This window comes from Paracoccus acridae (genome assembly GCF_014642735.1).
Lineage (GTDB): Bacteria > Pseudomonadota > Alphaproteobacteria > Rhodobacterales > Rhodobacteraceae > Paracoccus > Paracoccus acridae.
The window spans coordinates 72,251-97,394 of record NZ_BMIV01000003.1; the positions used below are offsets into that span (position 1 = coordinate 72,251).

At 64.6% G+C, this 25,144-nt stretch carries 23 protein-coding genes and 1 riboswitch; of the genes, 13 read left to right on the plus strand and 10 right to left on the minus strand.

Annotated elements, in window-relative coordinates; genetic code table 11:
• The first annotated feature begins 103 nt into the window (after window positions 1–103).
• Window positions 104–862 carry a TSUP family transporter gene (locus IEX25_RS05700; protein ID WP_188714407.1) on the plus strand — a complete coding sequence of 253 codons (759 nt, stop codon included), beginning with the start codon at window positions 104–106 and terminating at the stop codon, window positions 860–862.
• On the opposite strand, the gene IEX25_RS05705 is transcribed toward IEX25_RS05700, so the two are convergent.
• Window positions 859–1,845 carry an asparaginase gene (locus IEX25_RS05705; protein ID WP_188714408.1) on the minus strand — a complete coding sequence of 329 codons (987 nt, stop codon included), beginning with the start codon at window positions 1,843–1,845 and terminating at the stop codon, window positions 859–861. The two genes, IEX25_RS05700 and IEX25_RS05705, sit on opposite strands and share 4 nt — an antisense overlap.
• 152 nt (window positions 1,846–1,997) lie before the next feature.
• On the opposite strand from IEX25_RS05705, the gene IEX25_RS05710 reads away from it, so the two are divergent.
• From IEX25_RS05710 to IEX25_RS05720, 3 genes are all read left to right on the plus strand, one after another.
• Window positions 1,998–2,522, plus strand: coding sequence for an invasion associated locus B family protein (locus tag IEX25_RS05710; RefSeq protein WP_103172550.1), 525 nt, complete (start codon window positions 1,998–2,000; stop codon window positions 2,520–2,522).
• Between the two features lie 126 nt (window positions 2,523–2,648).
• A complete protein-coding gene (gene rlmN, locus IEX25_RS05715; RefSeq protein ID WP_188714409.1) occupies window positions 2,649–3,821 on the plus strand; it encodes a dual-specificity RNA methyltransferase RlmN in 1,173 nt (390 codons plus the stop codon).
• A 45-nt stretch (window positions 3,822–3,866) separates the two neighbouring features.
• The gene (locus tag IEX25_RS05720; RefSeq protein WP_188714410.1) at window positions 3,867–4,826 is read left to right on the plus strand and encodes a hypothetical protein; all 960 of its coding nucleotides are present in this window, start codon (window positions 3,867–3,869) and stop codon (window positions 4,824–4,826) included.
• Between the two features lie 49 nt (window positions 4,827–4,875).
• On the opposite strand, the gene IEX25_RS05725 is transcribed toward IEX25_RS05720, so the two are convergent.
• On the minus strand, window positions 4,876–5,709 hold the full coding sequence (locus tag IEX25_RS05725; protein ID WP_188714411.1) for an LOG family protein: 834 nt from the start codon (window positions 5,707–5,709) through the stop codon (window positions 4,876–4,878).
• Between the two features lie 103 nt (window positions 5,710–5,812).
• Between IEX25_RS05725 and dapD the strand changes: the two genes are divergently transcribed.
• From dapD to carB, 4 genes are all read left to right on the plus strand, one after another.
• Entirely contained in the window at window positions 5,813–6,634 is an 822-nt protein-coding gene (gene dapD / locus IEX25_RS05730) for a 2,3,4,5-tetrahydropyridine-2,6-dicarboxylate N-succinyltransferase (protein ID WP_188714412.1), read from the plus strand.
• A gap of 11 nt (window positions 6,635–6,645) precedes the next feature.
• Window positions 6,646–7,098, plus strand: coding sequence for a YaiI/YqxD family protein (locus tag IEX25_RS05735; RefSeq protein ID WP_188714413.1), 453 nt, complete (start codon window positions 6,646–6,648; stop codon window positions 7,096–7,098).
• 28 nt (window positions 7,099–7,126) lie between these two features.
• The gene (locus tag IEX25_RS05740; protein WP_188714414.1) at window positions 7,127–7,741 is read left to right on the plus strand and encodes an exopolysaccharide biosynthesis protein; all 615 of its coding nucleotides are present in this window, start codon (window positions 7,127–7,129) and stop codon (window positions 7,739–7,741) included.
• 93 nt (window positions 7,742–7,834) lie between these two features.
• Complete coding sequence (carB, locus tag IEX25_RS05745) at window positions 7,835–11,173, plus strand: carbamoyl-phosphate synthase large subunit (protein WP_188714415.1); 3,339 nt, start codon at window positions 7,835–7,837, stop codon at window positions 11,171–11,173.
• Here the strand turns inward: carB and IEX25_RS05750 are convergent.
• Window positions 11,170–12,771 carry an AAA family ATPase gene (locus IEX25_RS05750; RefSeq protein ID WP_188714416.1) on the minus strand — a complete coding sequence of 534 codons (1,602 nt, stop codon included), beginning with the start codon at window positions 12,769–12,771 and terminating at the stop codon, window positions 11,170–11,172. The two genes, carB and IEX25_RS05750, sit on opposite strands and share 4 nt — an antisense overlap.
• A 184-nt stretch (window positions 12,772–12,955) precedes the next feature.
• On the opposite strand from IEX25_RS05750, the gene IEX25_RS05755 reads away from it, so the two are divergent.
• The 3 genes from IEX25_RS05755 to argC are packed head-to-tail and all read left to right on the plus strand — an operon-like array spanning window position 12,956 to window position 15,312.
• Window positions 12,956–14,017 carry a DNA topoisomerase IB gene (locus IEX25_RS05755; RefSeq protein ID WP_188714417.1) on the plus strand — a complete coding sequence of 354 codons (1,062 nt, stop codon included), beginning with the start codon at window positions 12,956–12,958 and terminating at the stop codon, window positions 14,015–14,017.
• Window positions 14,014–14,343, plus strand: coding sequence for a DUF779 domain-containing protein (locus tag IEX25_RS05760; RefSeq protein WP_103172560.1), 330 nt, complete (start codon window positions 14,014–14,016; stop codon window positions 14,341–14,343). The genes IEX25_RS05755 and IEX25_RS05760 overlap by 4 nt, the downstream gene beginning before the upstream one ends.
• Before the next feature lie 57 nt (window positions 14,344–14,400).
• Window positions 14,401–15,312 carry an N-acetyl-gamma-glutamyl-phosphate reductase gene (argC, locus tag IEX25_RS05765; RefSeq protein ID WP_188714418.1) on the plus strand — a complete coding sequence of 304 codons (912 nt, stop codon included), beginning with the start codon at window positions 14,401–14,403 and terminating at the stop codon, window positions 15,310–15,312.
• 34 nt (window positions 15,313–15,346) lie between these two features.
• Here the strand turns inward: argC and gcvP are convergent, their stop codons facing one another.
• The 3 genes from gcvP to gcvT form a co-directional block, all read right to left on the minus strand.
• Complete coding sequence (gcvP, locus tag IEX25_RS05770; protein WP_188714419.1) at window positions 15,347–18,181, minus strand: aminomethyl-transferring glycine dehydrogenase; 2,835 nt, start codon at window positions 18,179–18,181, stop codon at window positions 15,347–15,349.
• Between the two features lie 65 nt (window positions 18,182–18,246).
• Window positions 18,247–18,603, minus strand: a complete 357-nt coding sequence (gene gcvH / locus IEX25_RS05775) for a glycine cleavage system protein GcvH (RefSeq protein ID WP_188714632.1) — start codon at window positions 18,601–18,603, stop codon at window positions 18,247–18,249.
• Window positions 18,604–18,618: 15 nt separating this feature from the next.
• Window positions 18,619–19,743 carry a glycine cleavage system aminomethyltransferase GcvT gene (gcvT, locus tag IEX25_RS05780; RefSeq protein ID WP_188714420.1) on the minus strand — a complete coding sequence of 375 codons (1,125 nt, stop codon included), beginning with the start codon at window positions 19,741–19,743 and terminating at the stop codon, window positions 18,619–18,621.
• Between the two features lie 158 nt (window positions 19,744–19,901).
• Window positions 19,902–19,990: riboswitch (glycine riboswitch) on the minus strand.
• A 57-nt stretch (window positions 19,991–20,047) separates the two neighbouring features.
• On the opposite strand from gcvT, the gene IEX25_RS05785 reads away from it, so the two are divergent.
• Complete coding sequence (locus IEX25_RS05785) at window positions 20,048–21,805, plus strand: glycosyl transferase family 90 (RefSeq protein WP_188714421.1); 1,758 nt, start codon at window positions 20,048–20,050, stop codon at window positions 21,803–21,805.
• Window positions 21,802–22,089: a DUF3140 domain-containing protein gene (locus IEX25_RS05790; protein ID WP_188714422.1), complete on the plus strand. Its 288-nt coding sequence runs from the start codon at window positions 21,802–21,804 to the stop codon at window positions 22,087–22,089. The genes IEX25_RS05785 and IEX25_RS05790 overlap by 4 nt, the downstream gene beginning before the upstream one ends.
• A 48-nt stretch (window positions 22,090–22,137) precedes the next feature.
• Here the strand turns inward: IEX25_RS05790 and IEX25_RS05795 are convergent, their stop codons facing one another.
• From IEX25_RS05795 to IEX25_RS05810, 4 genes are all read right to left on the minus strand, one after another.
• On the minus strand, window positions 22,138–22,917 hold the full coding sequence (locus tag IEX25_RS05795) for an SDR family oxidoreductase (RefSeq protein ID WP_103172566.1): 780 nt from the start codon (window positions 22,915–22,917) through the stop codon (window positions 22,138–22,140).
• 54 nt (window positions 22,918–22,971) lie between these two features.
• The gene (rpe, locus tag IEX25_RS05800) at window positions 22,972–23,670 is read right to left on the minus strand and encodes a ribulose-phosphate 3-epimerase (protein ID WP_188714423.1); all 699 of its coding nucleotides are present in this window, start codon (window positions 23,668–23,670) and stop codon (window positions 22,972–22,974) included.
• An 11-nt stretch (window positions 23,671–23,681) separates the two neighbouring features.
• The gene (cbbX, locus tag IEX25_RS05805) at window positions 23,682–24,644 is read right to left on the minus strand and encodes a CbbX protein (RefSeq protein ID WP_188714424.1); all 963 of its coding nucleotides are present in this window, start codon (window positions 24,642–24,644) and stop codon (window positions 23,682–23,684) included.
• A 68-nt stretch (window positions 24,645–24,712) separates the two neighbouring features.
• The gene (locus tag IEX25_RS05810) at window positions 24,713–25,132 is read right to left on the minus strand and encodes a ribulose bisphosphate carboxylase small subunit (RefSeq protein ID WP_103172569.1); all 420 of its coding nucleotides are present in this window, start codon (window positions 25,130–25,132) and stop codon (window positions 24,713–24,715) included.
• Between the last annotated feature and the right edge of the window lie 12 nt (window positions 25,133–25,144).

The following is a 25,144-nucleotide window of genomic DNA, read 5'->3' on the forward strand; positions in this document are numbered from 1 at the left end:
GCCCGGCGTCCAACCCCCGCCACCATGCGGCAGACTGGGGGCGTGCGAAACCCCCGACGCCCCCATCTTTACAATCACGGTCCAAAGGCGCATGGCGCCGTTCATGCTGGACCTTTCCCTTGAACTGCTGCTGATCCTTGCCGCTGCCGGCTTCGCGGCGGGCTTCATTGATTCGATTGCCGGGGGTGGCGGGCTGATCACCCTGCCCGTGCTGCTGCTGGCGGGAATTCCACCGGCCCAGGCGCTTGCCACGAACAAGGTTCAGGGGGCCTTCGGCGCCGCGACCGCCGCCATCAGCTATGCCGCGCGCGGTCTTGTCGATCTGCGCAGCCAATGGCGATCCGCGCTGATCGCCGGGGTGGCGGGGGCACTGGGTGCGGTTCTGGTCAGCTATCTGCCAACCGACAAGCTGCGGCTGGTCCTTCCGGTGATCCTGATCGGCATCGCGGTCTTCTTCGCGCTGAAACCCGGCCTGAACGATCTGGACCGGGTGCAGCGGGTGGCGCCGACGGCCTTTGCGCTGACGGCGGTGCCGCTAGTGGGTTTCTATGACGGGCTGATCGGGCCGGGGGCGGGATCGTTCTACATGATCGCCTTTGTCACCCTGGCGGGATACGGGGTGCTGAAGGCCACCGCGCATACCAAGCTGCTGAACTTCGCCTCGAACCTGGGCGGGCTTGGGGCATTCGCGCTGTTCGGCCAACCCTTGTGGCTGGTGGGGATCGTGATGGGCATGGCGCAGATCGCCGGGGCCATGCTGGGCGCGCGGCTGGCCAGCCGCATCGGCGCGCGGCTGATCAAGCCGCTGCTGGTCGTGACCTCGACCGCGCTGGCGCTGCGGCTGATCTGGCAGATGATCTAGGCCGGAAAGCCGGGGGCGGTCCGCATGTCCCCCGTGACCATGCCGCGCCAGTTGCGGATCGGGTCGGTCAGGAAGCGGCCGACCGCCGGGTCGTTTTCGGGCAGCACGCCCAGATGGACAAGCAGGGCGGTGATCGCGGCTTCCGCCGCGCGGGTCGCGCCATCCGTCACCTTCAAGGCCACGCCCAGCCCCTGATCGGGCAGGATGGCGACGAAGACCGCCTCGGCCCCCGTCTTGGCGGCGACGCGCCCGCCCATGGCCCGCATCAGGATCGTGCAGGCCCGCCCCTCGCCCGCGACCATCTCGGGATGCGCGCGCATCGCATCGACCAGCCGCCGCATCGCCCGGCCCCGCGTGTCGTCGGGGGGATCGGCGAAACCCGCCATCGCCCGGCCCAGCCCCGCCAGCGAGCAGGACCAGTTCGGGGCCGAGCAGCCGTCGATGCCATAGCCGGGGCTTGTCTCGGCCGTCACCTCCTCGAAGGCGGCCTTCACGGCCTGCTGCACGGGATGGTCGGGATCCACATATTCGGTGCCGCCGCCCAGGTGGCGGTTCAGCGTCAGAAAGCCCGCGTGCTTGCCGGAACAGTTGTTGTGAAGCTGGCAGGGGCTTTCGTCGCCGCAGGTCAGGCGGCGGTTTTCATCCGCATCGCGCGGCATGTGGCAGCCGCAGCGCAGGTCGGATTCCCCCATGCCGAGCCCGCGCAGCCACTGGTCCACGGCATCGACATGGATCCGCGCGCCGCTGTGGCTGGCGCAGGCCAGGGCCAGCTGGCGGTCGGTCAGGCCCGCCGCATCCGCCGCGCCGCTTTCGATCAGGGGCAGCGCCTGGATCATCTTGCAGGACGATCGGGGAAAGACGATCTGCTCGGGGCGGCCCCAGGCCTCGATGACGCCCTTGGTGTCGCAGATGACGGCATCGCCGCAATGGCTGCTTTCACGCTGTCCGCCGCGCCACAGCTCGATCAATTCCGCTGACCGCATCGCCTGCCTCCCCTGACAATTGCGCGATTTCCTGCCTTGCGCTCTTTCTCGCGCAATGATTTTGGCTATCGTGACCGGGGACGGTTGAAAAGACCACAGCAATCGGGAAAAACCCCCAAAAGATGTGGCGAGATATGGCAGGAGGCCAGAGCATGACCAATACCACGCTGCGCGGCATGACCGCCGCCCTTGTCCTGATGGCCGGACTGGGAACCGCCGCGGCGCAGGAATCCACCAATGTCGTCGCGACCGAGGGCGACTGGACCGTCTTCGCGGCGGAAAACCCCAAGGAATGCTGGGCCGTTTCCCCGCCCAAGGCGACGCAGAACACCGATGCGAACGGCGCGCCGCGCGAAGTGACGCGCGGTGACATCCGTCTGTACGTGGCCTATCGCCCCGGCCAGAACGGCGAGGTCAGTTTCACCGGCGGCTATCCCTTCGCCCCCGACAGCACGGTCGAGGTCGATATCGGCGGCAACAAGTTCAACCTGTTCACCGAAGGCGAAAGCGCCTGGACCGGCAGCGCGTCCGAGGATGAAAAGCTGATCGGCGCCCTGCGCGGCGGGTCGAACGCGGTCATCACCGGGCGGTCGTCGCGCGGCACCGTGACCAAGGACACCTTCAGCCTGGCGGGGATCACGGCGGCCACCAACACGGCGCGCTCGCGCTGCCAGTAAAAGCCGGGGGACTTCACGTCCCCCGGACCCCCGTGGGATATTTGAGCCAAAGTGAAAGGCAAGGCCGGTTGATTTTCGGCCCCGTTTCGCTTATCTGCGGGTCTTTCGCCCCAGATCGGTAATGCCATGAACGCGCCCATTACGCAGGATGTCCTGACCCTTCCCCGCAAGCTGCCCGACAGCGGGCGGGTGAACATCGTCGGGCTGACGCGCGACCAGTTGCGCCAGGCACTGATCGACGCGGGCACCCCGGAAAAGCAGGCCAAGATGCGTGTGGGCCAGGTCTGGCAGTGGGTCTATCACTGGGGTGTGCGCGATTTCGCGGGGATGTCGAACCTGGCCAAGGACTATCGCGCCCTGCTGGCCGAGAAGTTCGAGATCGCCCTGCCCGAGATCGTGACCCGGCAGGTCAGCGCCGACGGCACCCGCAAATACCTGGTCCGCATCGCCGGCGGGCACGAGGTCGAGACCGTTTATATCCCCGAGGAAGGGCGCGGCACGCTGTGTGTGTCCAGCCAGGTCGGCTGCACGCTGACCTGTTCCTTCTGCCATACCGGCACGCAGAAGCTGGTGCGCAACCTGACCGCAGGCGAGATCGTCGGCCAGTTGATGCTGGCCCGCGACGACCTGGGCGAATGGCCGGTTCCGGGCGCGCCCAAGGACGAAACCCGTCTGGTCAGCAACATCGTCCTGATGGGCATGGGCGAGCCGCTGTACAACTTCGACGCCGTGCGCGACGCGATGCGCGTTTGCATGGACAACGAGGGGCTATCGCTGTCGCGCCGTCGCATCACGCTCTCCACCAGCGGCGTGGTCCCCGAGATCGCCCGCACCGCCGAGGAGATCGGCTGCCAGCTTGCCGTCAGCTTCCACGCCACCACTGACGAGGTCCGCAACGTCCTGGTGCCGATCAACAGGCGCTGGAACATTTCCACGCTGCTTGACGCCTTGCGCGATTATCCGCGCCTGTCGAACAGCGAGCGGATCACCTTCGAATATGTGATGCTGGCCGGCGTGAACGACAGCGACGAGGACGCGCATCGCCTGGTCGAGTTGATCCGCGGCATCCCTGCCAAGATCAACCTGATCCCCTTCAACGAATGGCCCGGCGCGCCCTATAAACGCTCCAGCAACAACCGCATCCACGCCTTTGCCGACATCATCTACAAGGCGGGCTATGCCAGCCCGATCCGCACGCCCCGGGGCGAGGACATCATGGCCGCCTGCGGACAGTTGAAGTCGGCGACGGAACGGGGGCGGAAGTCACGGGCGGAGATTGCGGCGGAGGCGGCTGGTTAATCTGAAGTGGCCGTCGGCGCTTATTGAAAATTCTTCGGGTAGATCTTGGCGCAGTTAAGTACCTCAACAAACCATCATTGGTGGCCTGTAGGTTTACAGCGGTACTGGGCTGACGGACATGGGGATGTCTCTTGGGTTAGCCCAGACGGATCAATAAGAAAGAAACGCTATGCAAACCGCAAGATCGGTAGCAAGCGTCATGGCCATACGATGCTACGGGGCAGCACATGGGAGAGCAGCTTCGAAGCGGATTTTGGAATTGACAATGAGGTTCATAGTATAATCGCAGGCGTTCGAAAGCTGAAACCTTTCGGTTATAGCGTGTCCGATATTTTTCCAATAATAAAATTGCTTTTCAAGAAGGATCGGACGCTCAAGGATACGTGCAACTTCTTTCACCTTGAGGAGAAGCTGCACCGGAATTTGCTACTTCTCCTGCAATCTTTACTCATCAGAAGTCCGTCCGCCCGTTCGCGGTACTCTAGCTACCCCGAAATGATTGGCTTGCCCCACGATGAAGACGTAGGAAAAGCGAATATGGCACATAATTACAGAATTGCTCGTGATCGATGCCAGAAGGGAACGATATCAAATCAATTCTTTGTATTTCTTTATTCTCCTTTGGAGAAGTTCAACTTTGGGGACGGCAGTCTTGATTGGCTAACCTATAATCTAGCTGCCAATCGGATCAGCGGACGGGCTTTGGTGCCGTTGACGCCAGACATATGCGTTTATTTCTTCACTCCGCCTGCGATGCTCGCGACGCCGAATTGTGCTTCTCTCATAGCTGCTCCTTGGATGATTGACTCGGTAAACAAGGTCACTCAAATCTACTCCAAGGAAATGTTGTTCTTCAAAGGCGCCCCCCCGAAGATTATAGACGCCTTCCGCCAGAATAACTTTCTCGAACATAAAAAGAAATCCGACAGCTTGATCGACACCTTGGAAGGAATAGTCTGTTGCCCAAGACGTAGCCGTCCAAGCTGGAGTTTGAACGGCCTCTAGAGTGTTACTTTAAGGCAAGCTCTATACGGGCACCCGCTCGAATGCTAATCTACGGTTTCCCCCACCCATCAATGATCCCCACCGCCTCCTCGGCCGTCTCGACATAGCGGAACAGGCCCAGGTCCTCCTCGGAGATCGTGCCGGCCTCGGCCAGGGCCTTCCAGTTGATGATCCCCTCCCAGAATTCCCGCCCGAACATCAGGAAGGGGACGCGGGCCATGCGGCCGGTCTGGATCAGGGTCAGGGCCTCAAACAACTCGTCCAGGGTGCCGAAGCCGCCGGGGAAGATGGTGATCGCCCGCGCGCGCATCAGGAAATGCATCTTGCGGATCGCGAAATAGTGGAAGTTGAAGCACAATTCCGGCGTCACATAGACGTTCGGCGCCTGTTCGTGGGGCAGCACGATGCCCAGGCCGATGGACTTGCCGCCGACCTCGTGCGCGCCCAGGTTGCCCGCCTCCATCACGCCGGGGCCGCCGCCGGTGGTGATGACGAATTCGCGCCCGCCGGTTTCCAGGCTGCGGCGGGTCATCTCCTGCGCGAAGAGCCGTGCCTGTTCGTAATAGGCCGACAGCTTCGCCAGCGTCGGCGTGCGCGCAAGACCCGCGTTTTCGGGCGAAGGGATGCGCGCGCCGCCGAACATCACCACGGTCGATTCCACCCCGGCCTCGTCCAGCAGCATCTGCGGCTTCAGCAGTTCCAGTTGCAGGCGGACGGGGCGCAGTTCTTCGCGCAGCAGGAAGTCGCGGTCGGTGAAGGCCAGCTGATAGGCGGGCGAACGGGTCTGCGGCGTGTCGGGGATCTGTTCGGCGCGGACCGCATCCTCGTCGCTGTGGGGAAAGGGATGGGCGCGGTCTTCGGCGGTCTTGGTCGCGTCGTTCATCGGATCCTCGGATTGCACGGGCCTCGGATTGCATGGGCCTTGTCCCAGGCTTATAGCCCCGGTGAACCAGTTTCCACCCGCAGCAGCCATCCAGGAGAGGCCCATGACCCAAGCACTTGAGACCGCCATCGAGGCCGCGTGGGAGGCCCGCGCCGATATCGACGCCGGCACGACCGGCTTCGTGCGCGAGGCGGTGGAGGAAACCCTGGCGCAACTGGACAGCGGCGCGCTGCGCGTGGCCGAGAAGCGCGGCACCGACTGGCATGTGAACCAGTGGGCGAAAAAGGCCGTGCTGCTGTCCTTCCGCCTGAACGACATGGAGGAGATGTCGGGCGGCCCGCAGGGCGGCAACTGGTGGGACAAGGTGCCCTCGAAATTCGCGGGATGGGGCGACAGCCAGTGGCGCGCGGCCGGTTTCCGCGCGGTGCCCGGCGCCATCGTGCGGCGGTCGGCCTTCATCGGCAAGGGCGCGGTGCTGATGCCGTCTTTCGTCAACCTGGGCGCCCATGTGGGCGAAGGCACGATGGTCGATACCTGGGCCACGGTGGGCAGCTGCGCCCAGATCGGGAAAAACGTCCACCTGTCGGGCGGCGTGGGCATCGGCGGCGTGCTGGAACCGCTGCAGGCCGGGCCCACGATCATCGAGGACGACTGCTTCATCGGCGCCCGGTCCGAGGTGGTCGAGGGCTGCATCGTCCGCGAAGGCTCGGTCCTGGGGATGGGCGTCTTCATCGGCCAGTCCACCAAGATCGTGGACCGCGAGACGGGCGAGGTCATGTATGGCGAGGTTCCGGCCGGATCGGTCGTCGTCGCGGGTTCCATGCCATCCAAGAACGGCGTGAACCTGTATTGCGCGGTGATCGTCAAGCGGGTGGACGCCAGGACGCGCTCCAAGACCTCGATCAACGAATTGCTGCGCGACTGACGGGGGGCGGGGTGACCACGCTGTTCATCGACGCCGACGCCTGCCCGGTCAAGGTCGAGGCGGAGCGCGTGGCGACGCGCTTGAAGGTGCCGATGGTGCTGGTCTGCAATGGCGGGCTGCGGCCCCCGGCCAATCCGCTGGTCAGCCTGCGGATCGTGGCCGAGGGACCAGACGAGGCCGACAAGTGGATCGCCGACCAGTGCGGGCCGGGCGATGTCGTGGTCACCGCCGACCTGCCGCTGGCCGACCGCTGCCTCAAGGCCGGGGCGCGCGTCATCACCCATGACGGCGAGGTGCTGACCATCGCCAATATCGGCCCCCGGCTGGCGACGCGCGACCTGATGGCCGATCTGCGCGCCGCCGATCCCTTCTTGCAGGGCGGGGGTGCGGGTTTCTCCAAGGCCGACCGGTCGCGCTTCCTGCAGGTTCTGGACCGCGAACTGGGCGCCGCCCTGCGCGGCTGATCTTCCGGCCGAACCTTCCGCTGCCGGGATGCGTTGGCCCCGGCCATTGCAGGAAGGGGAAACGGTGCAGGACGAGGAAACGGTGCAGCCCCTGCTGGACGCGGCAGGCGCGGCCTCGGACGGCAAGAAGACCTCGGTCGGGCAGATCGTCGAGTCGCTGGGCGAGAATTCCCTGACCCCCAACCTGATCTTCGTGGCGCTTGCGGTCGTGTCGCCCTTGTCCGGCATCCCGCTGTTCTCGTCGGTCTGCGGCATCGCCATCGCGCTGATCTCGGGGCAGATGCTGGTGGGGCGCGATCATATCTGGCTGCCGGGCTTCGTGATGTCGCGCCAGATCGACAGCGACAAGCTGGATCGCGCACTGAAGATCATGCGCCGCCCTGCCCGCTGGCTGGACCGCGTCGCAAGGCCCAGGCTGGCTTTTCTGGTCCATGGCCCCTTGCGCAAGCTGACCCAGGCGCTGTGCATGGTCTGCGGCCTGGCGATGCCCTTTCTGGAACTGGTGCCCTTCACATCCTCGATCCTGGGAACCGTGGTCAGCCTTCTGGCCTTCGGGATGCTGGCACGCGACGGGTTGTTCACCCTTCTGGGATTTGCCATTCTGCTGTCCTTGGGCGGCGGCGTCCTGTGGTTCCTGCAATAAACGGGCAAAAAGCCCGTCGTCTTGCCTTGCGGTCCGACCGTGCATGGCTATAACCCCGGACGATTTATCAGCCGCAAGCCCCAGGGGACCCCCATGCCGAAAAGAACCGATATCAAGTCGATCCTGATCATCGGCGCAGGCCCCATCGTCATCGGCCAGGCCTGCGAATTCGACTATTCCGGCGCACAGGCCTGCAAGGCCCTGCGCGAGGAAGGATACCGGGTGATCCTGGTCAACTCGAACCCCGCGACGATCATGACCGACCCGGAAATGGCCGACGCGACCTATATCGAGCCGATCACCCCCGAGATCGTCGAAAAGATCATCGCCAAGGAACGTCCCGACGCGCTGCTGCCGACGATGGGCGGGCAGACCGGACTGAATACCGCGCTGGCGCTGGCGGACATGGGCGTGCTGAACCGCTATGGCGTGGAACTGATCGGCGCGCAGCGTGCCGCCATCGAAATGGCCGAGGATCGCAAGCTGTTCCGCGAGGCGATGGACCGGATCGGCCTGGAAAACCCCAAAGCCACCATCGTCGCCGCGCCCAAGCTGCCCAATGGCAAATACGACATCAACGCGGGCGTCCAGCAGGCGATGGACGCGTTGGAGGAGATCGGCCTGCCCGCGATCATCCGCCCCGCCTTCACCCTGGGCGGCACCGGCGGGGGCGTGGCCTATAACCGCGACGATTACGAACGGATCGTGCGCTCGGGGCTCGACGCCTCGCCGGTGGCGCAGGTGCTGGTCGATGAAAGCCTGCTGGGCTGGAAGGAATACGAGATGGAGGTCGTGCGGGATCGCAACGACAACGCCATCATCGTCTGTTCCATCGAGAACGTGGACCCGATGGGCGTCCACACGGGCGATTCGATCACCGTGGCCCCGGCCCTGACGCTGACGGACCGCGAATACCAGATCATGCGCAACGGCTCCATCGCCGTGCTGCGCGAGATCGGCGTGGAAACCGGCGGGTCCAACGTGCAATGGGCGATCAACCCGGCCGACGGCCGCATGGTTGTGATCGAGATGAACCCCCGCGTCAGCCGGTCCTCGGCGCTGGCGTCGAAGGCCACGGGCTTCCCCATCGCCAAGGTCGCCGCCAAGCTGGCCGTGGGCTATACGCTGGACGAACTGGACAACGACATCACCAAGGTCACGCCCGCGTCCTTCGAGCCGTCCATCGACTATGTCGTGACCAAGATCCCGCGCTTCGCCTTCGAGAAATTCCCCGGCAGCAAGCCCGAACTGACCACGGCGATGAAATCCGTGGGCGAGGTCATGGCCATCGGCCGCAGCTTCCACGAATCGCTGCAAAAGGCCCTGGCGTCCATGGAGAACGGCCTGACCGGCCTGGACGAGATCGCCATCGAAGGCGCGGCGGACCAGGGCAAGCCCGCCGTCATCGCGGCCCTGTCGCGCGCCACCCCCGACCGCATCCGCGTCATCGCCGAGGCGATGCGCTTTGGCATGACCAATGACGAAATCCAGCGTGTCACCAGCTTCGACCCGTGGTTCCTGGCGCGCATCCGCGAGATCGTGGATGCCGAACACAAGGTGCGGCACGAGGGCCTGCCCTCCGACCCGGAAGGCCTGCGCACGCTCAAGATGATGGGCTTCACCGACGCCCGGCTGGCCCATCTGACCGGCCGGGACGAGACTGATATCCGCCGCGCCCGCCGCAATGCCGGCATCCTGCCCGTCTTCAAGCGCATCGACACCTGCGCCGCCGAATTCGAGGCCCAGACCCCCTATATGTATTCCACCTACGAATCCCCCGCGATGGGCGACGTGGAATGCGAATCGCGCCCCAGCAATGCGAAGAAGGTGGTGATCCTGGGCGGCGGCCCGAACCGGATCGGCCAGGGGATCGAGTTCGACTATTGCTGCTGCCATGCCTGCTTCGCGCTGACGGATGCGGGCTATGAAACGATCATGATCAACTGCAACCCGGAAACGGTGTCCACCGATTACGACACCAGCGACCGGCTGTATTTCGAGCCGCTGACCCTGGAACACGTCCTGGAAATCCTGCGCGTGGAACAGGAAAACGGCACGCTGCACGGCGTCATCGTCCAGTTCGGCGGCCAGACGCCCCTGAAGCTTGCCAACGCGCTGGAGGCCGAGGGGATCCCGATCCTGGGCACCACCCCCGACGCCATCGACCTGGCCGAGGACCGCGAACGCTTCCAGAAGCTGCTGAACGACCTGGGCCTGCGCCAGCCGATCAACGGCATCGCCCATTCCGACGCCGAGGCGATCCAGATCGCCGAACGCATTGGCTTCCCGCTGGTGATCCGCCCCTCCTACGTGCTGGGCGGCCGCGCGATGGAGATCGTGCGCGACATGGACCACCTGCGCCGCTACATCACCGAGGCCGTCAGCGTGTCCGGCAAGAACCCGGTGCTGCTGGACAGCTATCTGTCCGGCGCGATCGAGGTCGATGTGGACGCCCTGTCGGACGGCGAGAATGTCCATGTCGCGGGCGTCATGGAGCATATCGAGGAAGCGGGCGTCCATTCGGGCGACAGCGCCTGCTGCCTGCCCCCGCACACCCTGGACGCCGCGACAATCGACGAACTGAAGCGCCAGACCGTCGCCATGGCCCGCGCCCTGCGGGTGAAGGGCCTGATGAACGTGCAATTCGCGATCAAGGACGGCGCGATCTATGTGCTGGAGGTGAACCCGCGCGCGTCCCGCACCGTGCCCTTCGTCGCCAAGGCCACCGACAGCGCCATCGCCTCCATCGCCGCGCGGCTGATGGCCGGGGAACCCATGTCGAACTTCCCCCTGCGCGATCCCTATCCCGCAGGCGTCGGCCCCGAGGACGACCTGCCCTTCGCCGACCCGCTGACCCTGGCCGACCCGATCACGCCCTGGTTCTCGGTCAAGGAGGCCGTGCTGCCCTTCGCCCGCTTCCCCGGCGTCGATACCCTGCTGGGGCCGGAAATGCGTTCGACCGGAGAGGTGATGGGCTGGGACCGCAACTTCGCCCGCGCCTTCCTCAAGGCGCAGATGGGCGCGGGCACGCATCTGCCGCAGGAAGGGCGCATCTTCCTGTCCGTCAAGGACGCCGACAAGACGCCTGCCCTTGCGGCGGCGGCGCGCGATCTTGTGTCCATGGGCTTCTCGCTGGTCGCCACCGCCGGCACCGCCGAGTTCCTGGCGGCCGAGGGCGTCGAATCCACCCGCGTCAACAAGGTCTATGAGGGCCGCCCGAACATCGTGGACCGCCTGAAGAACGACGACATCGCCATGGTCCTGAACACGACCGAGGGCGTCCAGGCCATCGCCGACAGCCGCGAAATCCGCGCGGTCGCGCTGTATGACAAGATCCCGTATTTCACCACGGCTGCGGGGAGCATCGCGGCGGTGGCGGCGATCAAGTCGCGCGAGGAGGGGGAAGTTGGGGTGAGGTCGCTGCAGGCTTAAATAGCAAATATCGAGGCCTTAAGTTCCTGATACGCCATAGTGTCCCGGGTAACTTGTGGCGCTAGTATGTTGAGAGCGAATTCTTTAGGACTTGAACCTGCTCCCTGCAGTTTCAAGTCTTTTACTATTTGAATTTTCAATGGCCCTGCAATCGCCTTGATGTCATCATGAGGTCGCCCGCGCTCGACAGCTTCTGCCATGTATCTATCAAAGGCCGCTTCGAGGTCAGGTATTTTTTCTGCGTACCCTCTAGATCTATATAGATTCTTGATTATATCGCGGTCGAATAGATAAGACTCGAGATTTCGTCTATTCAGCACTCGCACTCCACGCCCAAGATGCTCTTCAACTTCACTTTCACTTAAATCATCCCGATCACGAAGTCTCTGTATCTTGGCGCCAGGAACGAGAGTGCTTACAGCTTGATACAATCCGTGCCGGTCTGAGATTAGCTCACTCACAGACCCACCAGGAATAAAGCGAAGATCTGGGTATTCATTTTCAAAGATAAGGTCCAGTATTCTTCCGTCCATTCCAGCACTTGGTCCAACCGCACCATTTGGACTGCCTTCACAAATAATAATGTGTTTAGGAGAAACAAGCTCAGCGATATCGTCGAATGCGACCTGAAATGCCCTTTTCCAAAACTTCCTACTGGGCGTAGAGGGAGTGATAACCTGTGGATCATCGAAATTACGGTCCGAAAAATCTAAGAACACAACCTCACCAACTCGTTCGATACTAAGCTCAGAGGCCGCCCTCATCATTCCAGCAGAGTGAGTAGCTAGCCAAAGTTGGCTGGGCGGCTCCACGGCGCGAAAAAGCTCGTAAAGCAGCCCTTTGTGAAGCCTAGGATTTACATGAGCTTCCGGCTCATCAATGCAGAACGCTGTGTTGTTGAATTCTCGTCGCTTGATCAAAATATCTAGAATAAGGTCAAATGCTCCCTTTTCTCCGCCTGACATATTCTTGTAGTGTACTCTTTTTGATGTACCCTTCCGGAAAGTAAAAGTACCCTCTGAAAGTGGATTTCCCAAGCCATTTATAATCATATCTGGGAAGAGCCGAGAAACGCTGTCTCTTAGTTCGGAAATAACTTGCTCCCGAAATTCACGAATCGTCATAGCCTCATCGGCGTGCTCAAAAAGATCTTCCATTGCTTGACTTGCCAACCGCTGGTAGTTCCTTGCGACTGTAGCCTCCGTTGCAGTCAGAAACTTCGGTAGATACTCTTCTTTGATTGAGCCCACGCGAGAGAGTGACTGCATCGTAAAATCTGCGTCGTTTCGATACGCTGATCTGACGTAACTAAAAATGGAATAATCTGTGCTTTCAGGATCGTGAAGCTCAACGTCTATGTTGTTTTCAAAATGAGATGAGCGATGAGTAGTAAGGTCTTTAATAAAATACTCTTTGTCAAAGGAATAACCGCGGTTAGAACGCAGGAATGATATAGTGTTAATGGCCTCAAAAAAGGATGACTTTCCGCTCCCGTTTGGGCCGGCAATCATCACGAGCCGGGCTGTTTCAGGTATTCCTTCGATGACGGTGTTGCTAAACTTCTTGAAGTTATTGAGAGTAATTCTCTTAATTTTCATACTTAGTTGCCCATGCTGAGCGTCATCGGATGTTCAGATTATGCAGGACGTTGAAAGTTCACAACCCGTTTTACTATAACGACTCGTCACCCCCTATTAGCCACCTTGCCGATCCTACTTCTCCACGCGCAACCAACCCGCCCCCCCAGCGTTGAGCCAAACCCACCCCTCTGGATCCGCGCTCATGCCCAAGGACGGCCCCGTCATTCCCGACCCGCAGGACGCCGCGCGCGAGGCGGGGTTGGTCTATGTCAACGACGACATGCCGGGGATCACCCGCAAGCGGTCCGGCAAGGGGTTCAGCTATCGGGGTCCCGACGGCAAGGCCATCACCGACAAGGCGGAACGCAAGCGGCTGGCCTCGCTGGGGATCCCGCCCGCCTATACGGATGTCTGGATCTGCCCCGATCCGCGCGGCCATATCCAGGCCACGGGGCGCGATGCGAAGGGGCGCAAGCAATACCGCTATCACCCCGATTTCCGCGCGGTCCGCGACAGCGCCAAATACGAACACATGGTCGAATTCGCCCATGCCCTGCCCCATATCCGGGCCCAGGTCGACGAGGACATGTCGCGGCGCGGGATGCCTGCGGAAAAGGTCCTGGCGACGGTGGTCTATCTGCTGGAAAACACCATGATCCGGGTAGGCAATGCCGATTACGCCAGGCAGAACAAGTCCCACGGGCTGACCACGCTGCGCGACCGGCATGTGACCTTTGACGGCAACCAGGTGCGGTTCCGCTTCAAGGGCAAGTCCGGCAAGGAATGGGACCTGGGCCTGCGCGACCGCCGCGTGGCCCGGATCGTGCGCGCGGCCCAGGACATTCCCGGCCAGCACCTGTTCCAGTATCTGGACGAGAATGGCGAACGGCAGAAGGTCACCTCGACCGAGGTGAACGCCTATCTGCGCGAGATCTCGGGCCAGAACGTCACCGCCAAGGATTTCCGGACCTGGACCGGCACCGTCCTGGCCGCCCTGGCCCTGGCGGAATACGAGGCCTGCGACAGCGAGGCCGCCGCCAAGCGCAACATCCGCGAGGCGATCGAACGGGTGGCGGCCCGCCTGGGCAACACGCCGACCATCTGCCGGAAATGCTATGTCCATCCCCAGGTCATCGACGCCTATCTTGCCGACGAGTTGAAGCTGGAATTGCGCGAGGAAATCGACGACGATCTGCAACAACCCGGCCTGCGTCCCGAGGAACGGCAGGTGCTGGAATTCCTGAAGAAAAGGTTGAAGGCATGAGCACAGTCACAGCCACCCCCGCCGCCCTGGACCTGATCGCCGAAATCGTCGCCGACCACGGCCCCGTCCTGTTCCACCAGTCGGGCGGCTGCTGCGACGGTTCCTCGCCCATGTGCTATCCGCAGGGCGATTTCCGCGTCGGCGAACGCGACGTGAAGTTGGGCGAGATCGGCGGCGCGCCCTTCTATATCAGCGCCTCCCAGGCCGAGGCCTGGGCCCATACCGACCTGATCATCGACGTGGTGCCCGGCCGCGGGGGCATGTTCAGCCTGGACAACGGACGCGAGAAGCGGTTCCTGACCCGGTCGGAAATCTGCCGGATCTGATTGGCAGGACTGTTCCGGTTCCCTATAACCCTGCCACATTCTGCAGGGGATAGAACCATGGCATACAGCGTTTTCATCGATGGCGAGGCGGGCACCACGGGCCTGCAGATCCGCGAGCGGCTGGAAACGCGCGACGACATCCGCCTGGTCCAGATCGACCCCGACCGCCGCAAGGACGCCGGCGCCCGGCGCGAGGCGTTCCAGCAAGCCGACGTGGCGATCCTGTGCCTGCCAGACGATGCCGCGCGCGAGGCGGTGGAACTGGCGCGCGACCTGGATGTGCGGATCATCGACGCATCCACCGCGCATCGGGTGGACGAACGCTGGGCCTTCGGTTTTCCCGAACTGGGCGCGGGCGCGCGGGACCGGATTGCGGGGGCAAGGCTGGTCAGCAATCCCGGGTGCTATTCCACCGGCGCCATCGCCATCATCGCGCCCCTGGTCGCCGCAGGCCTGATCGAGCCGTCCGAGGCGCTGACGATCAACGCCGTCAGCGGCTATACCGGCGGCGGCAAGGCGCTGATCGCGGAATACGAGGACGGCGCGGCCCCCGCTCATTTCGTCTATGGCCTGACCCAGCGCCACAAGCATATCCCGGAAATCATGGTCCATGCCGGCCTGTCGCGGCAGCCGATCTTTGCCCCTTCGGTGGGCAACTTCGCGCAAGGCATGGCCGTGCAGGTGCCGCTGTTCCTGAACGACCGCCGGACACTGGAAAGCCTGACGCAGGCCCTGGCGGACCATTATGCCGGGCAGCGCTTCATCGAGGTCGCGCAGGGGACGGGTTCGCGCATCGTGCCCACGGATCTGAACGACACCAACCGCCTGCGCATCACCGTGCAGGGCGATGCCCAGAACGGCTGCGCGACACTGGTGGCGGTGCTGGACAACCTGGGCAAGGGCGCGTCGGGCGCGGCGGTCCAGAACCTCAACATCATGCTGGGCGTGGACGAGGCGGCCAGCCTCTAGAAAAAGGCACCGGCCGGGGTCGGTGCCTGCCGTCTTATTCCGCCGCCTCGGCATAGCTTTCCAAGGGCGGGCAGGTGCAGATCAGGTTGCGGTCGCCATAGGCGTTGTCCACCCGGCCCACCGGCGGCCAGTACTTGTCCACCCGGAAGGCACCCGCCGGGAAGCAGCCCTGTTCGCGCGAATAGGGGCGGTCCCAGTCGGCCACCAGATCCTCGACCGTGTGGGGCGCATGGCGCAGCGGGCTGTCGGCCGCGGCGATGCGTCCCTCGGCCACCTCCGTGATCTCGTCCCGGATCGCCAGCAGGGCGGTGATGAAGCGGTCGATCTCGGCCTTGGTTTCCGATTCCGTGGGTTCCACCATCAGCGTGCCCGCGACCGGCCAGCTCATGGTCGGGGCATGGAAGCCGTTGTCGATCAGGCGCTTGGCGATATCGTCCACCGTCACGCCGTGATCGGCAAAGGGCCGCATGTCGATGATGCATTCATGCGCGACGCGTCCCCGGTTGCCCATGAACAGGATCGGATAGGCCCCCGCCAGCCGCGACGCGATATAGTTCGCGTTCAGGATCGCCACGCGCGTGGCCTGGGTCAGCCCCGCCCCGCCCATCATCAGGCAATAGGCCCAGGAGATCAGCAGGATCGAGGCCGATCCGTAAGGCGCCGCCGACACCGCGCCCTCGCCCGTCTGCGGATCGCCCGGCAGGAAGGGCGCCAGATGCGCCTTGACGCCGATCGGCCCCATGCCCGGACCGCCGCCGCCATGCGGGATGGCGAAGGTCTTGTGCAGGTTCAGGTGGCTGACATCGCCGCCGATCTCGCCCGGCTTCACCAGGCCGACAAGCGCGTTCATGTTGGCCCCGTCGATATAGACCTGGCCGCCATGCCTGTGGGTGATGTCGCAGACCTCGCGCACGGTATCCTCGAAGACGCCGTGGGTGGAGGGATAGGTGATCATCACCGCCGCCAGCTTGTCGCCCGCCTTGGCCGCCTTGTCCGCGAAGTCCTCGAGGTCGATGTCGCCGTTGGGCGCGGATTTCACCACCACGACCTTCATCCCGCACATCTGTGCCGAGGCAGGGTTGGTGCCATGAGCCGACACGGGGATCAGGCAGATGTCGCGATCCTCGCCGCGCGACTTGTGATAGGCGGCAATGGTCAGCAGCCCCGCGTATTCCCCCTGCGCGCCGCTGTTTGGCTGCATGGAAAAGGCATCGTATCCGGTGATCCGGCACAGCTTGTCGGTCAGGTCGCCGATCGCCTCGGCATAGCCTGCGGCCTGGTCGGCGGGGGCAAAGGGATGCAGCGCGCCGAATTCAGGCCAGGTGATCGGCATCATCTCGGCGGCGGCGTTCAGCTTCATCGTGCAGGACCCCAGCGGGATCATCGCCCGGTCCAGCGCCAGGTCGCGGTCCGACAGCCGGCGCATATAGCGCATCATCTCGGATTCGGCGCGGTTCATGTGGAAGACCGGATGGGTCAGGTAATCGCTTTCGCGCAGCAGGGCTTCGGGGATCGCCGGACCTTCGGCGGGGGCAGCCGCATCGGTGATGCCGAAGGCGTCCAGCAGCCGTGCGATCACGCCCGCATCGGTCGTTTCATCCACGCTGATGCCCACGCGGTCGCGGCCCACCTTGCGCAGGTTGATGCCGCGATGGCGCGCGGCGGCCATGATGCCCGCCTGGCCCACGCCCACCTTGACGGTGATTGTGTCGAAGAACGCCTCCGGCGCGACCTCGGCCCCCGCAGCGCGCAGGGCGTTGGCAATCGTGACGGCGTGCAGATGCACCCGCTGCGCGATGGCGCGCAGGCCCACCGGGCCGTGGAAGACGGCATAGAAGGATGCCATCACCGCCAGCAGCGCCTGCGCCGTGCAGACGTTGGAGGTCGCCTTTTCGCGGCGGATATGCTGTTCGCGCGTCTGCAGCGCCAGGCGATAGGCCTTGTTGCCCTTGGCGTCGATGGAAACGCCGACGATGCGGCCGGGCATCGCGCGCTTCAACTCGTCCCGGCAGGACATGAAGCCTGCATGAGGGCCGCCATAGCCCATCGGCACGCCGAACCGCTGCGCCGATCCAACGGCGATGTCGGCGCCCATCGCGCCCGGTTCCTTCAGCAGGCACAGGGCCAGCAGGTCGGTCGCCACGACCGCAAGCGCGCCCGCCGCGTGCAAGGCCTCGATCTCGGGCGTCAGGTCGCGGATATGGCCATAGGTGCCGGGATACTGGAAGATCGCGCCGAAGACCTGATCCGCTTGCAGATCGTCGATGGAGGCCTTGACGATGCGGATGCCCAGGGGCGCGGCCCGTGTCTCGATCACGGAAATGGTTTGCGGATGCAGGTCATGGGCCACGAAGAAGGCGTCCGCCTTGGACTTCGACTGCCGGTGCGCCATGGCCATTGCCTCGGCCGCGGCCGTCGCCTCGTCCAGCAAGGACGCATTGGCGACAGGCAGCCCGGTCAGGTCGGCCACCATGGTCTGGAAGTTCAGCAGCGCCTCGAGCCGCCCTTGGGCGATTTCCGGCTGATACGGGGTATAGGCGGTGTACCAGGCCGGGTTTTCAAAGATGTTGCGCTGGATCGCCGGGGGCGTGACGGTGCCGTAATAGCCCTGGCCGATCAGGCTGGTCATCACGGTGTTCTTCGCCGCCACTTGCCGCATCCGGTCCAGCAGCGCGGCCTCGGACAGCGCAGGCCAGTCCAGGCTGCTGTCCTGCCGGATCGCCTGCGGCACGGTCTGGTCGATCAGCGCGTCCAGGCTTTCGGCGCCCACGACCTTCAGCATCGCCTCCATCTCGGCGGGCGAAGGGCCGATGTGGCGGCGGTTCGCGAAATCGTCGGGGTTATAGTCGGTCGGTTTCCAGCGGGTCATGCGCGCCACATCTTCTGTGCAAAAATATCCTCGGGGGTCCGGGGGCAGACAGCCCCCGGGCGACATCAGCCGATCAGCGCCTGATAGGCGGCCTCATCCATGAAGCCCTCGATGGCCTTCGGATCGGCGGGCTTGATGCGGAAGAACCAGGCGGCCTGGGGATCGTCGTTCACGCTGCCGGGCGCATCCGCCAAGGCCGCGTTCACCGCCGTGATCACGCCCGCGATCGGGGCCGAGATGTCGGATGCGGCCTTGACCGACTCGATCACCACGACCTCCTCGCCCGCCTCGACCTCGCGGCCCTCGTCGGGCAGTTCGATGAAGACGACATCGCCCAGCTGCTCGCTGGCATGGGGGGTGATGCCGACGACGACCTCGTCCCCTTCGGCGCGCAGCCATTCATGGTCTTCTGTGTATTTCAGCATGGGTCAGGATCCTCAGCGTTTATAGGACGGGGTGACGAAAGGCAGGGGAGTGATCGAGACGGGGATGCGCTTGCCGCGCAGTTCGGCATGAAGCGTCGCACCATCCACCAGGTCAGCAGGCAGCCGGGCCATGGCCATGGGACCGCCCACCGACGGCCCGAAGCCGCCCGAGGACACATGGCCGATCACCTTGCCGCCTTCGGCCTGGTCGAAGATCGCCACGCCTTCGCGGATGGGTGCGCGGCCCTCGGGGCGCAACCCGCGCCGCACCGAGGTCGCGCCATCGGCCAGTTCCGACAGGATGATCCCTGCCCCCGGAAAACCGCCCGCGCGCGCCCCGCCCGTCCGGCGAACCTTCGGGATCGACCAGCCCAGCGCGGCCTGCGCCGGGGTCACGGTGCCGTCCATGTCATGGCCGTAAAGCGGCATCCCCGCCTCCAGCCGCAAGCTGTCGCGCGCGCCAAGGCCAATGGGGGCGACTTCGGGCTGATCCAGCAGGGCTTTCGCGAAATCTGCCAGCCGAGCCTCGGGGATCGAGATTTCGAACCCGTCCTCGCCGGTATAACCCGACCGCGACACCCACAGGTCCACGCCATTCCAATCGAGGATCTGGCTGTCCATGAAACGCATCGCGGCAACCGCGGGGACCAGCCGCGCCAGAACCTCGGCCGCAAGCGGGCCTTGCAGGGCCAGCAATCCCCGGTCGGTGACAGGGGTGACCGTCACCCCTTCCAGCGTTTGCAGATGCGCGATGTCCTGATCCGTGCAACCGGCATTGACCACCAGCAGGAAGTGATCGCCCCGGTTGGCGAACATCAGGTCGTCCAGGATCCCGCCCGCATCATTGGTGAACAGCCCATACCGCTGCCGCCCCTGCGGCAGGCCCAGCACATCGGCCGGGATCAGGCTTTCCAGCGCCAGGGCCGCCGCTTCCATCCGCCCGTCGTCGGGGGTCACCAGCACCTGCCCCATGTGGCTGACATCGAACAGCCCTGCCTTTTCGCGGGTGTGCAGGTGTTCCGCCATCACGCCCATCGGGTACTGGACCGGCATTTCCCATCCGGCAAAGGGCACCATCCGGGCACCCAGCGACAGGTGCAGGTTGTGAAGCGGGATCCGGCGCGGGTCGTCGGTCATGTGACCTCCTTCTCTCAAGCAGCCGGACAGCCGGCATCGGTTGGCGGGCGGATGCCCGTTCGATGCCCCCTCTGTCCCTGCCCGCCCGGACCTGCCGGATTGGGCGCCTGAGATCGTTATCCCTTCGGCGGGCCGGAACGGCCACTCTCCAGAGCTTCTGACGGAAAACGGTCCTTCTGCCTGAGAGTTCGCCGGGGCGGCTGCTCCTTCGGCACTGGCACGGGCCAGCTTCTCCCGAGTTCCGATGGCTGACAGCTAGCCGGGCGGCAAGGCCAAGGCAAGCCTTTTGTCGTAGCCCAGCCGATTGACAGCCTGCCTGCATCGTCCCAAGGTCGCGCGGCATCGGGCGGGGGGCGGCGTGGCGCGAAAATTCTTCCAGATCGGCTTCAACAAATGCGGCACGACCTTTATCGCCAAGCTGTTCCAGATGAACGGCTATCCGGCCATCCACTGGGCCGAGGGCGCCCTGGCCGAGGATATCGCCTGGTCCAAGCTGACGGGCGTGAAGCCCTTGCAGCCCTGGGCCGACACGGTGGCCTTCACCGACATGGAATCGGTTCGCTATCTGAACATGCCCATCGTCGAGGCCTTCAAGGAGTTCCGCTTTCTTGACGAAAGCCATCCCGGTTCGGTCTTCCTGCTGAACACCCGCCGGATCGAGGATTGGGTCATCAGCCGCTACATGCATCGGGGCGGCAGCTATGCCCGTGCCTATGCCCAGATCCGGGGTGTCGCCGTCGCCGATCTGGCCGACCTGTGGGCGGCCGAATGGGAGGCCCATCTGGCCGATTGCCGCGCCTATTTCGCAGACCGGGCCGAGTTCGTGGAGATCGACATCGACCAGGCCACCCCCGGCGATTACCGCGATGCCCTGGCCCCCTGGTTCGACCTGCGGACCTGCCCGCCCCGCCCCGGCGCGGGCGCCCGGTCGCGCCGCGAAGGCTATCTGGCCGGGCTGTCGCGGATGCTGACGACGCCGCGAACCGTTGACGCGCCGGACAGCCGCGCGGTGAGCGCGGATATCGTCCGCAGCGCCCTTCCAACCCGCGTTTCACCGGAAGGAACAGCCCCGTCCGCCGGGTCCATCGTCGATCTGGACCGGGGCGAGGTCCGCGACGGCGGGGGCAAGATGCTGCCCGTCCGGCGCGCGCCCGACGGGTTCTTCTATGCCGCGCCCGGATCCCCCCGCCTGCTGCGCATCGCCACGATGGCCAACGACATGGCCCAGGCCGCCGATCGCGGCAGCTATGTCATCGAGACGCAGCCGGGATTTTCCGGCGGGACCGGCCCCGTCCTGGCCCCCAGCCGCCGGACGGGGGCCGCCAATGTGTTCCTGTGGCCGATGCCCTGGATCCATCGGCTGGGCAATTACGGCTATCTGGGCCGGCCCGACCGCCTTGACCCGCCCTGGGCCGAAAAGCTGGACCGCGCGGTCTTTCGCGGCGATCTGTCGGGCCATGTGATCACAAAGGACGGCCAGCCGCTGCGCCCGCTGCATCAGGTGGTGACGGATGTGCTGGCGGGCGGGCCGGCGGCGGATCTGAGGGATGCGACGCGCGTGGCCCTGGTGCTGCGCCACCAGGGATCGGCCGATATCGACGCCGGCCTGACGCCCGATGCGCGGGGTGCGCGTGCCCTGGACCGCGCAGGCCTGGCCCATCTGATCGCTGCGCGCAAGGGGGACGATTTCCTGCTGTCCCACCGCTATCTGATCTGCCCCGGCGCAACCTCGGGGGCCGAGGATTTCCTGCCGCTTGCCAACAGCAATTCGGTGGTGCTGCTTGAAGAAGACGGGTGGGAGATCTTTGCGCGCGGCGCCTTCCAGCCCTGGCAGCACTATATTCCGCTGCGCCCCGGCGCGGGCGATTTGCCCGACAGGCTGGCCTGGGCACGCGCCCACCCCGGCATCTGCCAGCAGATATCGGCCCGCGCCCGCGCGCTTTGCGCGGTGTTGGCAGATCCCAAGGCCCGCCGCGAACAGCTTGCCGCGATCCTGCGCGCCTATCGGTCCGGAACCCCGGCCACCTCCGCCGGATTGGCCCTGCAAAGGAGCGACGCATGAAATCCCATGACGAGATCTGGGGCGAATGGCAGGATCTGATCAACATGACCCCCGCCGAACTGCGCAAGTGGCTGGACGGCGAGAACAGCAAGTCCGTGGGCGATACGGGTGGCGAGGGCGAAAGCACGGGCCACAAGTCCGGCAGGCGCATCCTTCAGATCAAGGACAGGAAAAAGGCCGATCTGGACGATGACGACTGGGCGCACATGGCCAAGGTCGTGGGCTATATCAAGCGCCATGCTGCCCAAGGCGGGCCTCAGAACGACAAGCGGAACAGCCACTAGCGCTTTTCGCTGATGAACTGGGGCCACGACCCGCTGAAGTGACCGGCCCTAAACCGTGGCGTTCAGCGCGCCGCCGTCCAGAAGGATGTTCTGGCCCACGATGAAGCGCGCCTGCTGGCTGCACAGGAAGGCGCAGGTCGCCCCGAAATCGCCCGCATCGCCATAGGTACCCGTGGGAATCCCCGCTTGTCGCTGGCGTCGCGCATCCTCGATGCTGATGCCCTGCTTGTCCGCCACGCCCTTGTCCAGGCTGACGGCCCGGTCGGTCGCATGGATGCCGGGCAGGATGTTGTTGACGCAGACCCCATGCCCCGCCACCTGCCGCGACATGCCCGCCACGAACCCGGTCAGCCCGGTCCGCGCCGTGTTCGACAGACCCAGCACCGACACGGGCGAGCGGACCGAGGCCGAGGTGATGTTGACAACCCGGCCCCAGCCACGGTCCATCATGCCCGGCACAAGCGCCTGCATCAGCGCAATGGCCGACAGCATGTTGGCGTCGATGGCGCGGATGAAGTCGTCGCGGCTCCAGTCGCGCCAGTCGCCCGGCGGCGGGCCGCCCGCGTTCGTGACCAGGATATCGGCCTGGCCCACCGCCGCCAGCACCTTGGCGCGGCCTTCGTCGGTGGTGATGTCGGCGGCAATCGGGGTAACGCTGACGCCGTATTTTGCCGCGATCTCATCGGCGGTCCGGGTGATCTCGGATTCGGTCCGGCTGTTGATGACCAGATCCACGCCCGCCTCGGCCAAAGCTTCGGCGCAGCCGCGCCCCAAGCCTTTCGACGCCGCGCAGACCAGCCCGCGTTTTCCCCTGATACCCAGATCCATTGTCCCGTCCCTTCTGTGTGCCTTGGCGCAGGGAAGCGCGGGACAGGCGGATTGTCAAACCGCTTGGGCCAGCCCCCTCGCCGCATCGCGGATCGTGCGGATGTTGTTGCCATAGACCTGCGGCTGGCCGACGGATCCGCCCTTGAACACGGCCGATCCCGCAACCAGCACATCGGCCCCGGCTTTCGCCACGATGGGCGCGGTCTTCGGATCCACGCCGCCGTCCACCTGGATGTGGATGGGCCGGTCGCCGATCATGCCGCGTAGCTGGGCGATCTTGTCCACCTGGGAATGGATGAACTTCTGCCCCCCGAAGCCGGGATTCACGGTCATCACCAGCACCATGTCGGCCAGATCCAGCAGGTATTCCACCGCCTCGACCGGGGTGCCGGGGTTCAGCGCGATGCCGGCCTTCTTCCCCGTCGCGCGGATCGCCTGCAGGGTGCGATGGGGATGCGGCCCGGCTTCGACATGGGCGGTGATCATGTCGGCGCCGGCCTGGGCATAGGCCTCGATATAGGGGTCCACGGGTGCGATCATCAGGTGGACATCCATGAAGGTCTTCACATGCGGGCGGAAGGCCTTCACGGCGGGCGGGCCGAAGGTCAGGTTCGGCACGAAATGCCCGTCCATCACATCGACATGGACCCAGTCTGCGCCCTGATCCTCGATGGCGCGGATCTCTCGGCCGAAATCGGCGAAGTCGGCGGACAGGATGGACGGCGCGATCTTGATGCTGCGGTCGAAGGTCATAAACGGGTTCCCTATTCGGCGGCCTGCTGGATGGCCTGCCCGGTCCGGCGGCCCCCGTCAAGCCTGTCCACCGCAAGCCCGCCTCCGAAGACGCGGCTGGCGCGCAGGTCGGGTTCGGTGATGGTGGACAGGGTATCGGCGTCCAGCGGGCCTTTCGCCTGGTTGAACAGGCGGTTCGCCTGGCGCAGGCGGGCACGGTCCAGCGCGTTCCTGACCGAACGGGCATTGGCGAAATGCGGCTGGCGCCTGCGCGCGGCGATGTATTCGGCCATGGCCCCGCGCGCATCATCGTCGAGGCGATAGTTCTGCGCGGCCAGCATCTGTTCCGCGATATGGAGCAGTTCGGGGCCGCTGTAATCCGGGAATTCGATGTGATGGGCAATGCGCGACCGGAAACCGGGGTTCGAGGCGAAGAAGCGGTCCATCCGGTCGGCATAGCCCGCCAGGATCACGACCAGGTCGTCGCGGTTGTTTTCCATCACCTGCAACAGGATCTCGATGGCCTCCTGGCCATAGTCGCGTTCGTTTTCGGGGCGATACAGGTAATAGGCCTCGTCGATGAACAGCACGCCGCCCATGGCCTTCTTCAGGACCTCCTTGGTCTTGGGGGCGGTGTGGCCGATATACTGGCCGACCAGGTCGTCGCGCGTGACCGTCACCAGGTGGCCCTTGCGGACATAGCCCAGGCGGTGCAGCAGGTCGGCCATCTTCAGCGCCACGGTGGTCTTGCCAGTGCCGGGATTGCCGGTAAAGGACATGTGCAGCGTCGGCGTCTCGGTCGCCAGGCCCATCCGGCGGCGGGCCTTGTCCACCAGCAGCAGGGCGGCGGTCTCGCGGATGCGGGACTTGACGGGTTCCAGTCCGACCAGGCTGTCGTCCAGTTCGCGCAGCACGTCCTTGACGCCGCTTTCCTCGAAGGATTGGGCCAGATCGACATGGGTGGGGCGGGCGGCGGTGTCGGTGTCTTCGGTCATGATCGCGCCTTTCCAGCAGGTGGCATGAAAAGACCGGGCAGCGGGAGGGCACCGCCCGGCCGGGGCCGTCAGGCGTAGCGGAGGCCTTCGGGTTCGCGGGTGGCATAGCTTTCGATCGTATAGCGGACCACGCGGCCCTCGGCTTCCTGCCGGACAAGGCGGAAGCCGGGTTCGGTGGCGGGACGGTTCACGATGAAGCTCATGCGGATGGATTCCCATCCGGGGGATGCGTCAAAGGCGATGACGCGGATGTATTTGCCGCCATGTTCCTTGCGGCATTCGTTGACCTCGAAGACCACGGCGGCTGCATCCGGGTTGTCGAACATCGGATGGCCCCACATTTCCCAATAGGTGTTTCGGGGATGCGGGTCGTCGGAATATTCCACGGATACCGCCCAGCCATTGTCGATGGCGTATTGGGCCTGCACGCGAATGTCGTCATCCGAAAGATCGGGAAGAAAGCTGAACTGTCCTTGGCGCAGTTTCATGGAAATCTCCTG

What these genes read in the sequence shown, in the direction of transcription:
- IEX25_RS05700 (WP_188714407.1), top strand. Translation starts at nt 104, where the DNA reads ATGCTGGACCTTTCCCTTGAACTGCTGCTGATCCTTGCCGCTGCCGGC.
- IEX25_RS05705 (WP_188714408.1), bottom strand. Translation starts at nt 1,845, where the DNA reads ATGCGGTCAGCGGAATTGATCGAGCTGTGGCGCGGCGGACAGCGTGAA.
- IEX25_RS05710 (WP_103172550.1), top strand. Translation starts at nt 1,998, where the DNA reads ATGACCAATACCACGCTGCGCGGCATGACCGCCGCCCTTGTCCTGATG.
- rlmN (WP_188714409.1), top strand. Translation starts at nt 2,649, where the DNA reads ATGAACGCGCCCATTACGCAGGATGTCCTGACCCTTCCCCGCAAGCTG.
- IEX25_RS05725 (WP_188714411.1), bottom strand. Translation starts at nt 5,709, where the DNA reads ATGAACGACGCGACCAAGACCGCCGAAGACCGCGCCCATCCCTTTCCC.
- dapD (WP_188714412.1), top strand. Translation starts at nt 5,813, where the DNA reads ATGACCCAAGCACTTGAGACCGCCATCGAGGCCGCGTGGGAGGCCCGC.
- IEX25_RS05740 (WP_188714414.1), top strand. Translation starts at nt 7,127, where the DNA reads ATGCGTTGGCCCCGGCCATTGCAGGAAGGGGAAACGGTGCAGGACGAG.
- carB (WP_188714415.1), top strand. Translation starts at nt 7,835, where the DNA reads ATGCCGAAAAGAACCGATATCAAGTCGATCCTGATCATCGGCGCAGGC.
- IEX25_RS05750 (WP_188714416.1), bottom strand. Translation starts at nt 12,771, where the DNA reads ATGAAAATTAAGAGAATTACTCTCAATAACTTCAAGAAGTTTAGCAAC.
- IEX25_RS05755 (WP_188714417.1), top strand. Translation starts at nt 12,956, where the DNA reads ATGCCCAAGGACGGCCCCGTCATTCCCGACCCGCAGGACGCCGCGCGC.
- IEX25_RS05760 (WP_103172560.1), top strand. Translation starts at nt 14,014, where the DNA reads ATGAGCACAGTCACAGCCACCCCCGCCGCCCTGGACCTGATCGCCGAA.
- argC (WP_188714418.1), top strand. Translation starts at nt 14,401, where the DNA reads ATGGCATACAGCGTTTTCATCGATGGCGAGGCGGGCACCACGGGCCTG.
- gcvP (WP_188714419.1), bottom strand. Translation starts at nt 18,181, where the DNA reads ATGACCCGCTGGAAACCGACCGACTATAACCCCGACGATTTCGCGAAC.
- gcvT (WP_188714420.1), bottom strand. Translation starts at nt 19,743, where the DNA reads ATGACCGACGACCCGCGCCGGATCCCGCTTCACAACCTGCACCTGTCG.
- IEX25_RS05790 (WP_188714422.1), top strand. Translation starts at nt 21,802, where the DNA reads ATGAAATCCCATGACGAGATCTGGGGCGAATGGCAGGATCTGATCAAC.
- IEX25_RS05795 (WP_103172566.1), bottom strand. Translation starts at nt 22,917, where the DNA reads ATGGATCTGGGTATCAGGGGAAAACGCGGGCTGGTCTGCGCGGCGTCG.
- rpe (WP_188714423.1), bottom strand. Translation starts at nt 23,670, where the DNA reads ATGACCTTCGACCGCAGCATCAAGATCGCGCCGTCCATCCTGTCCGCC.
- cbbX (WP_188714424.1), bottom strand. Translation starts at nt 24,644, where the DNA reads ATGACCGAAGACACCGACACCGCCGCCCGCCCCACCCATGTCGATCTG.
- IEX25_RS05810 (WP_103172569.1), bottom strand. Translation starts at nt 25,132, where the DNA reads ATGAAACTGCGCCAAGGACAGTTCAGCTTTCTTCCCGATCTTTCGGAT.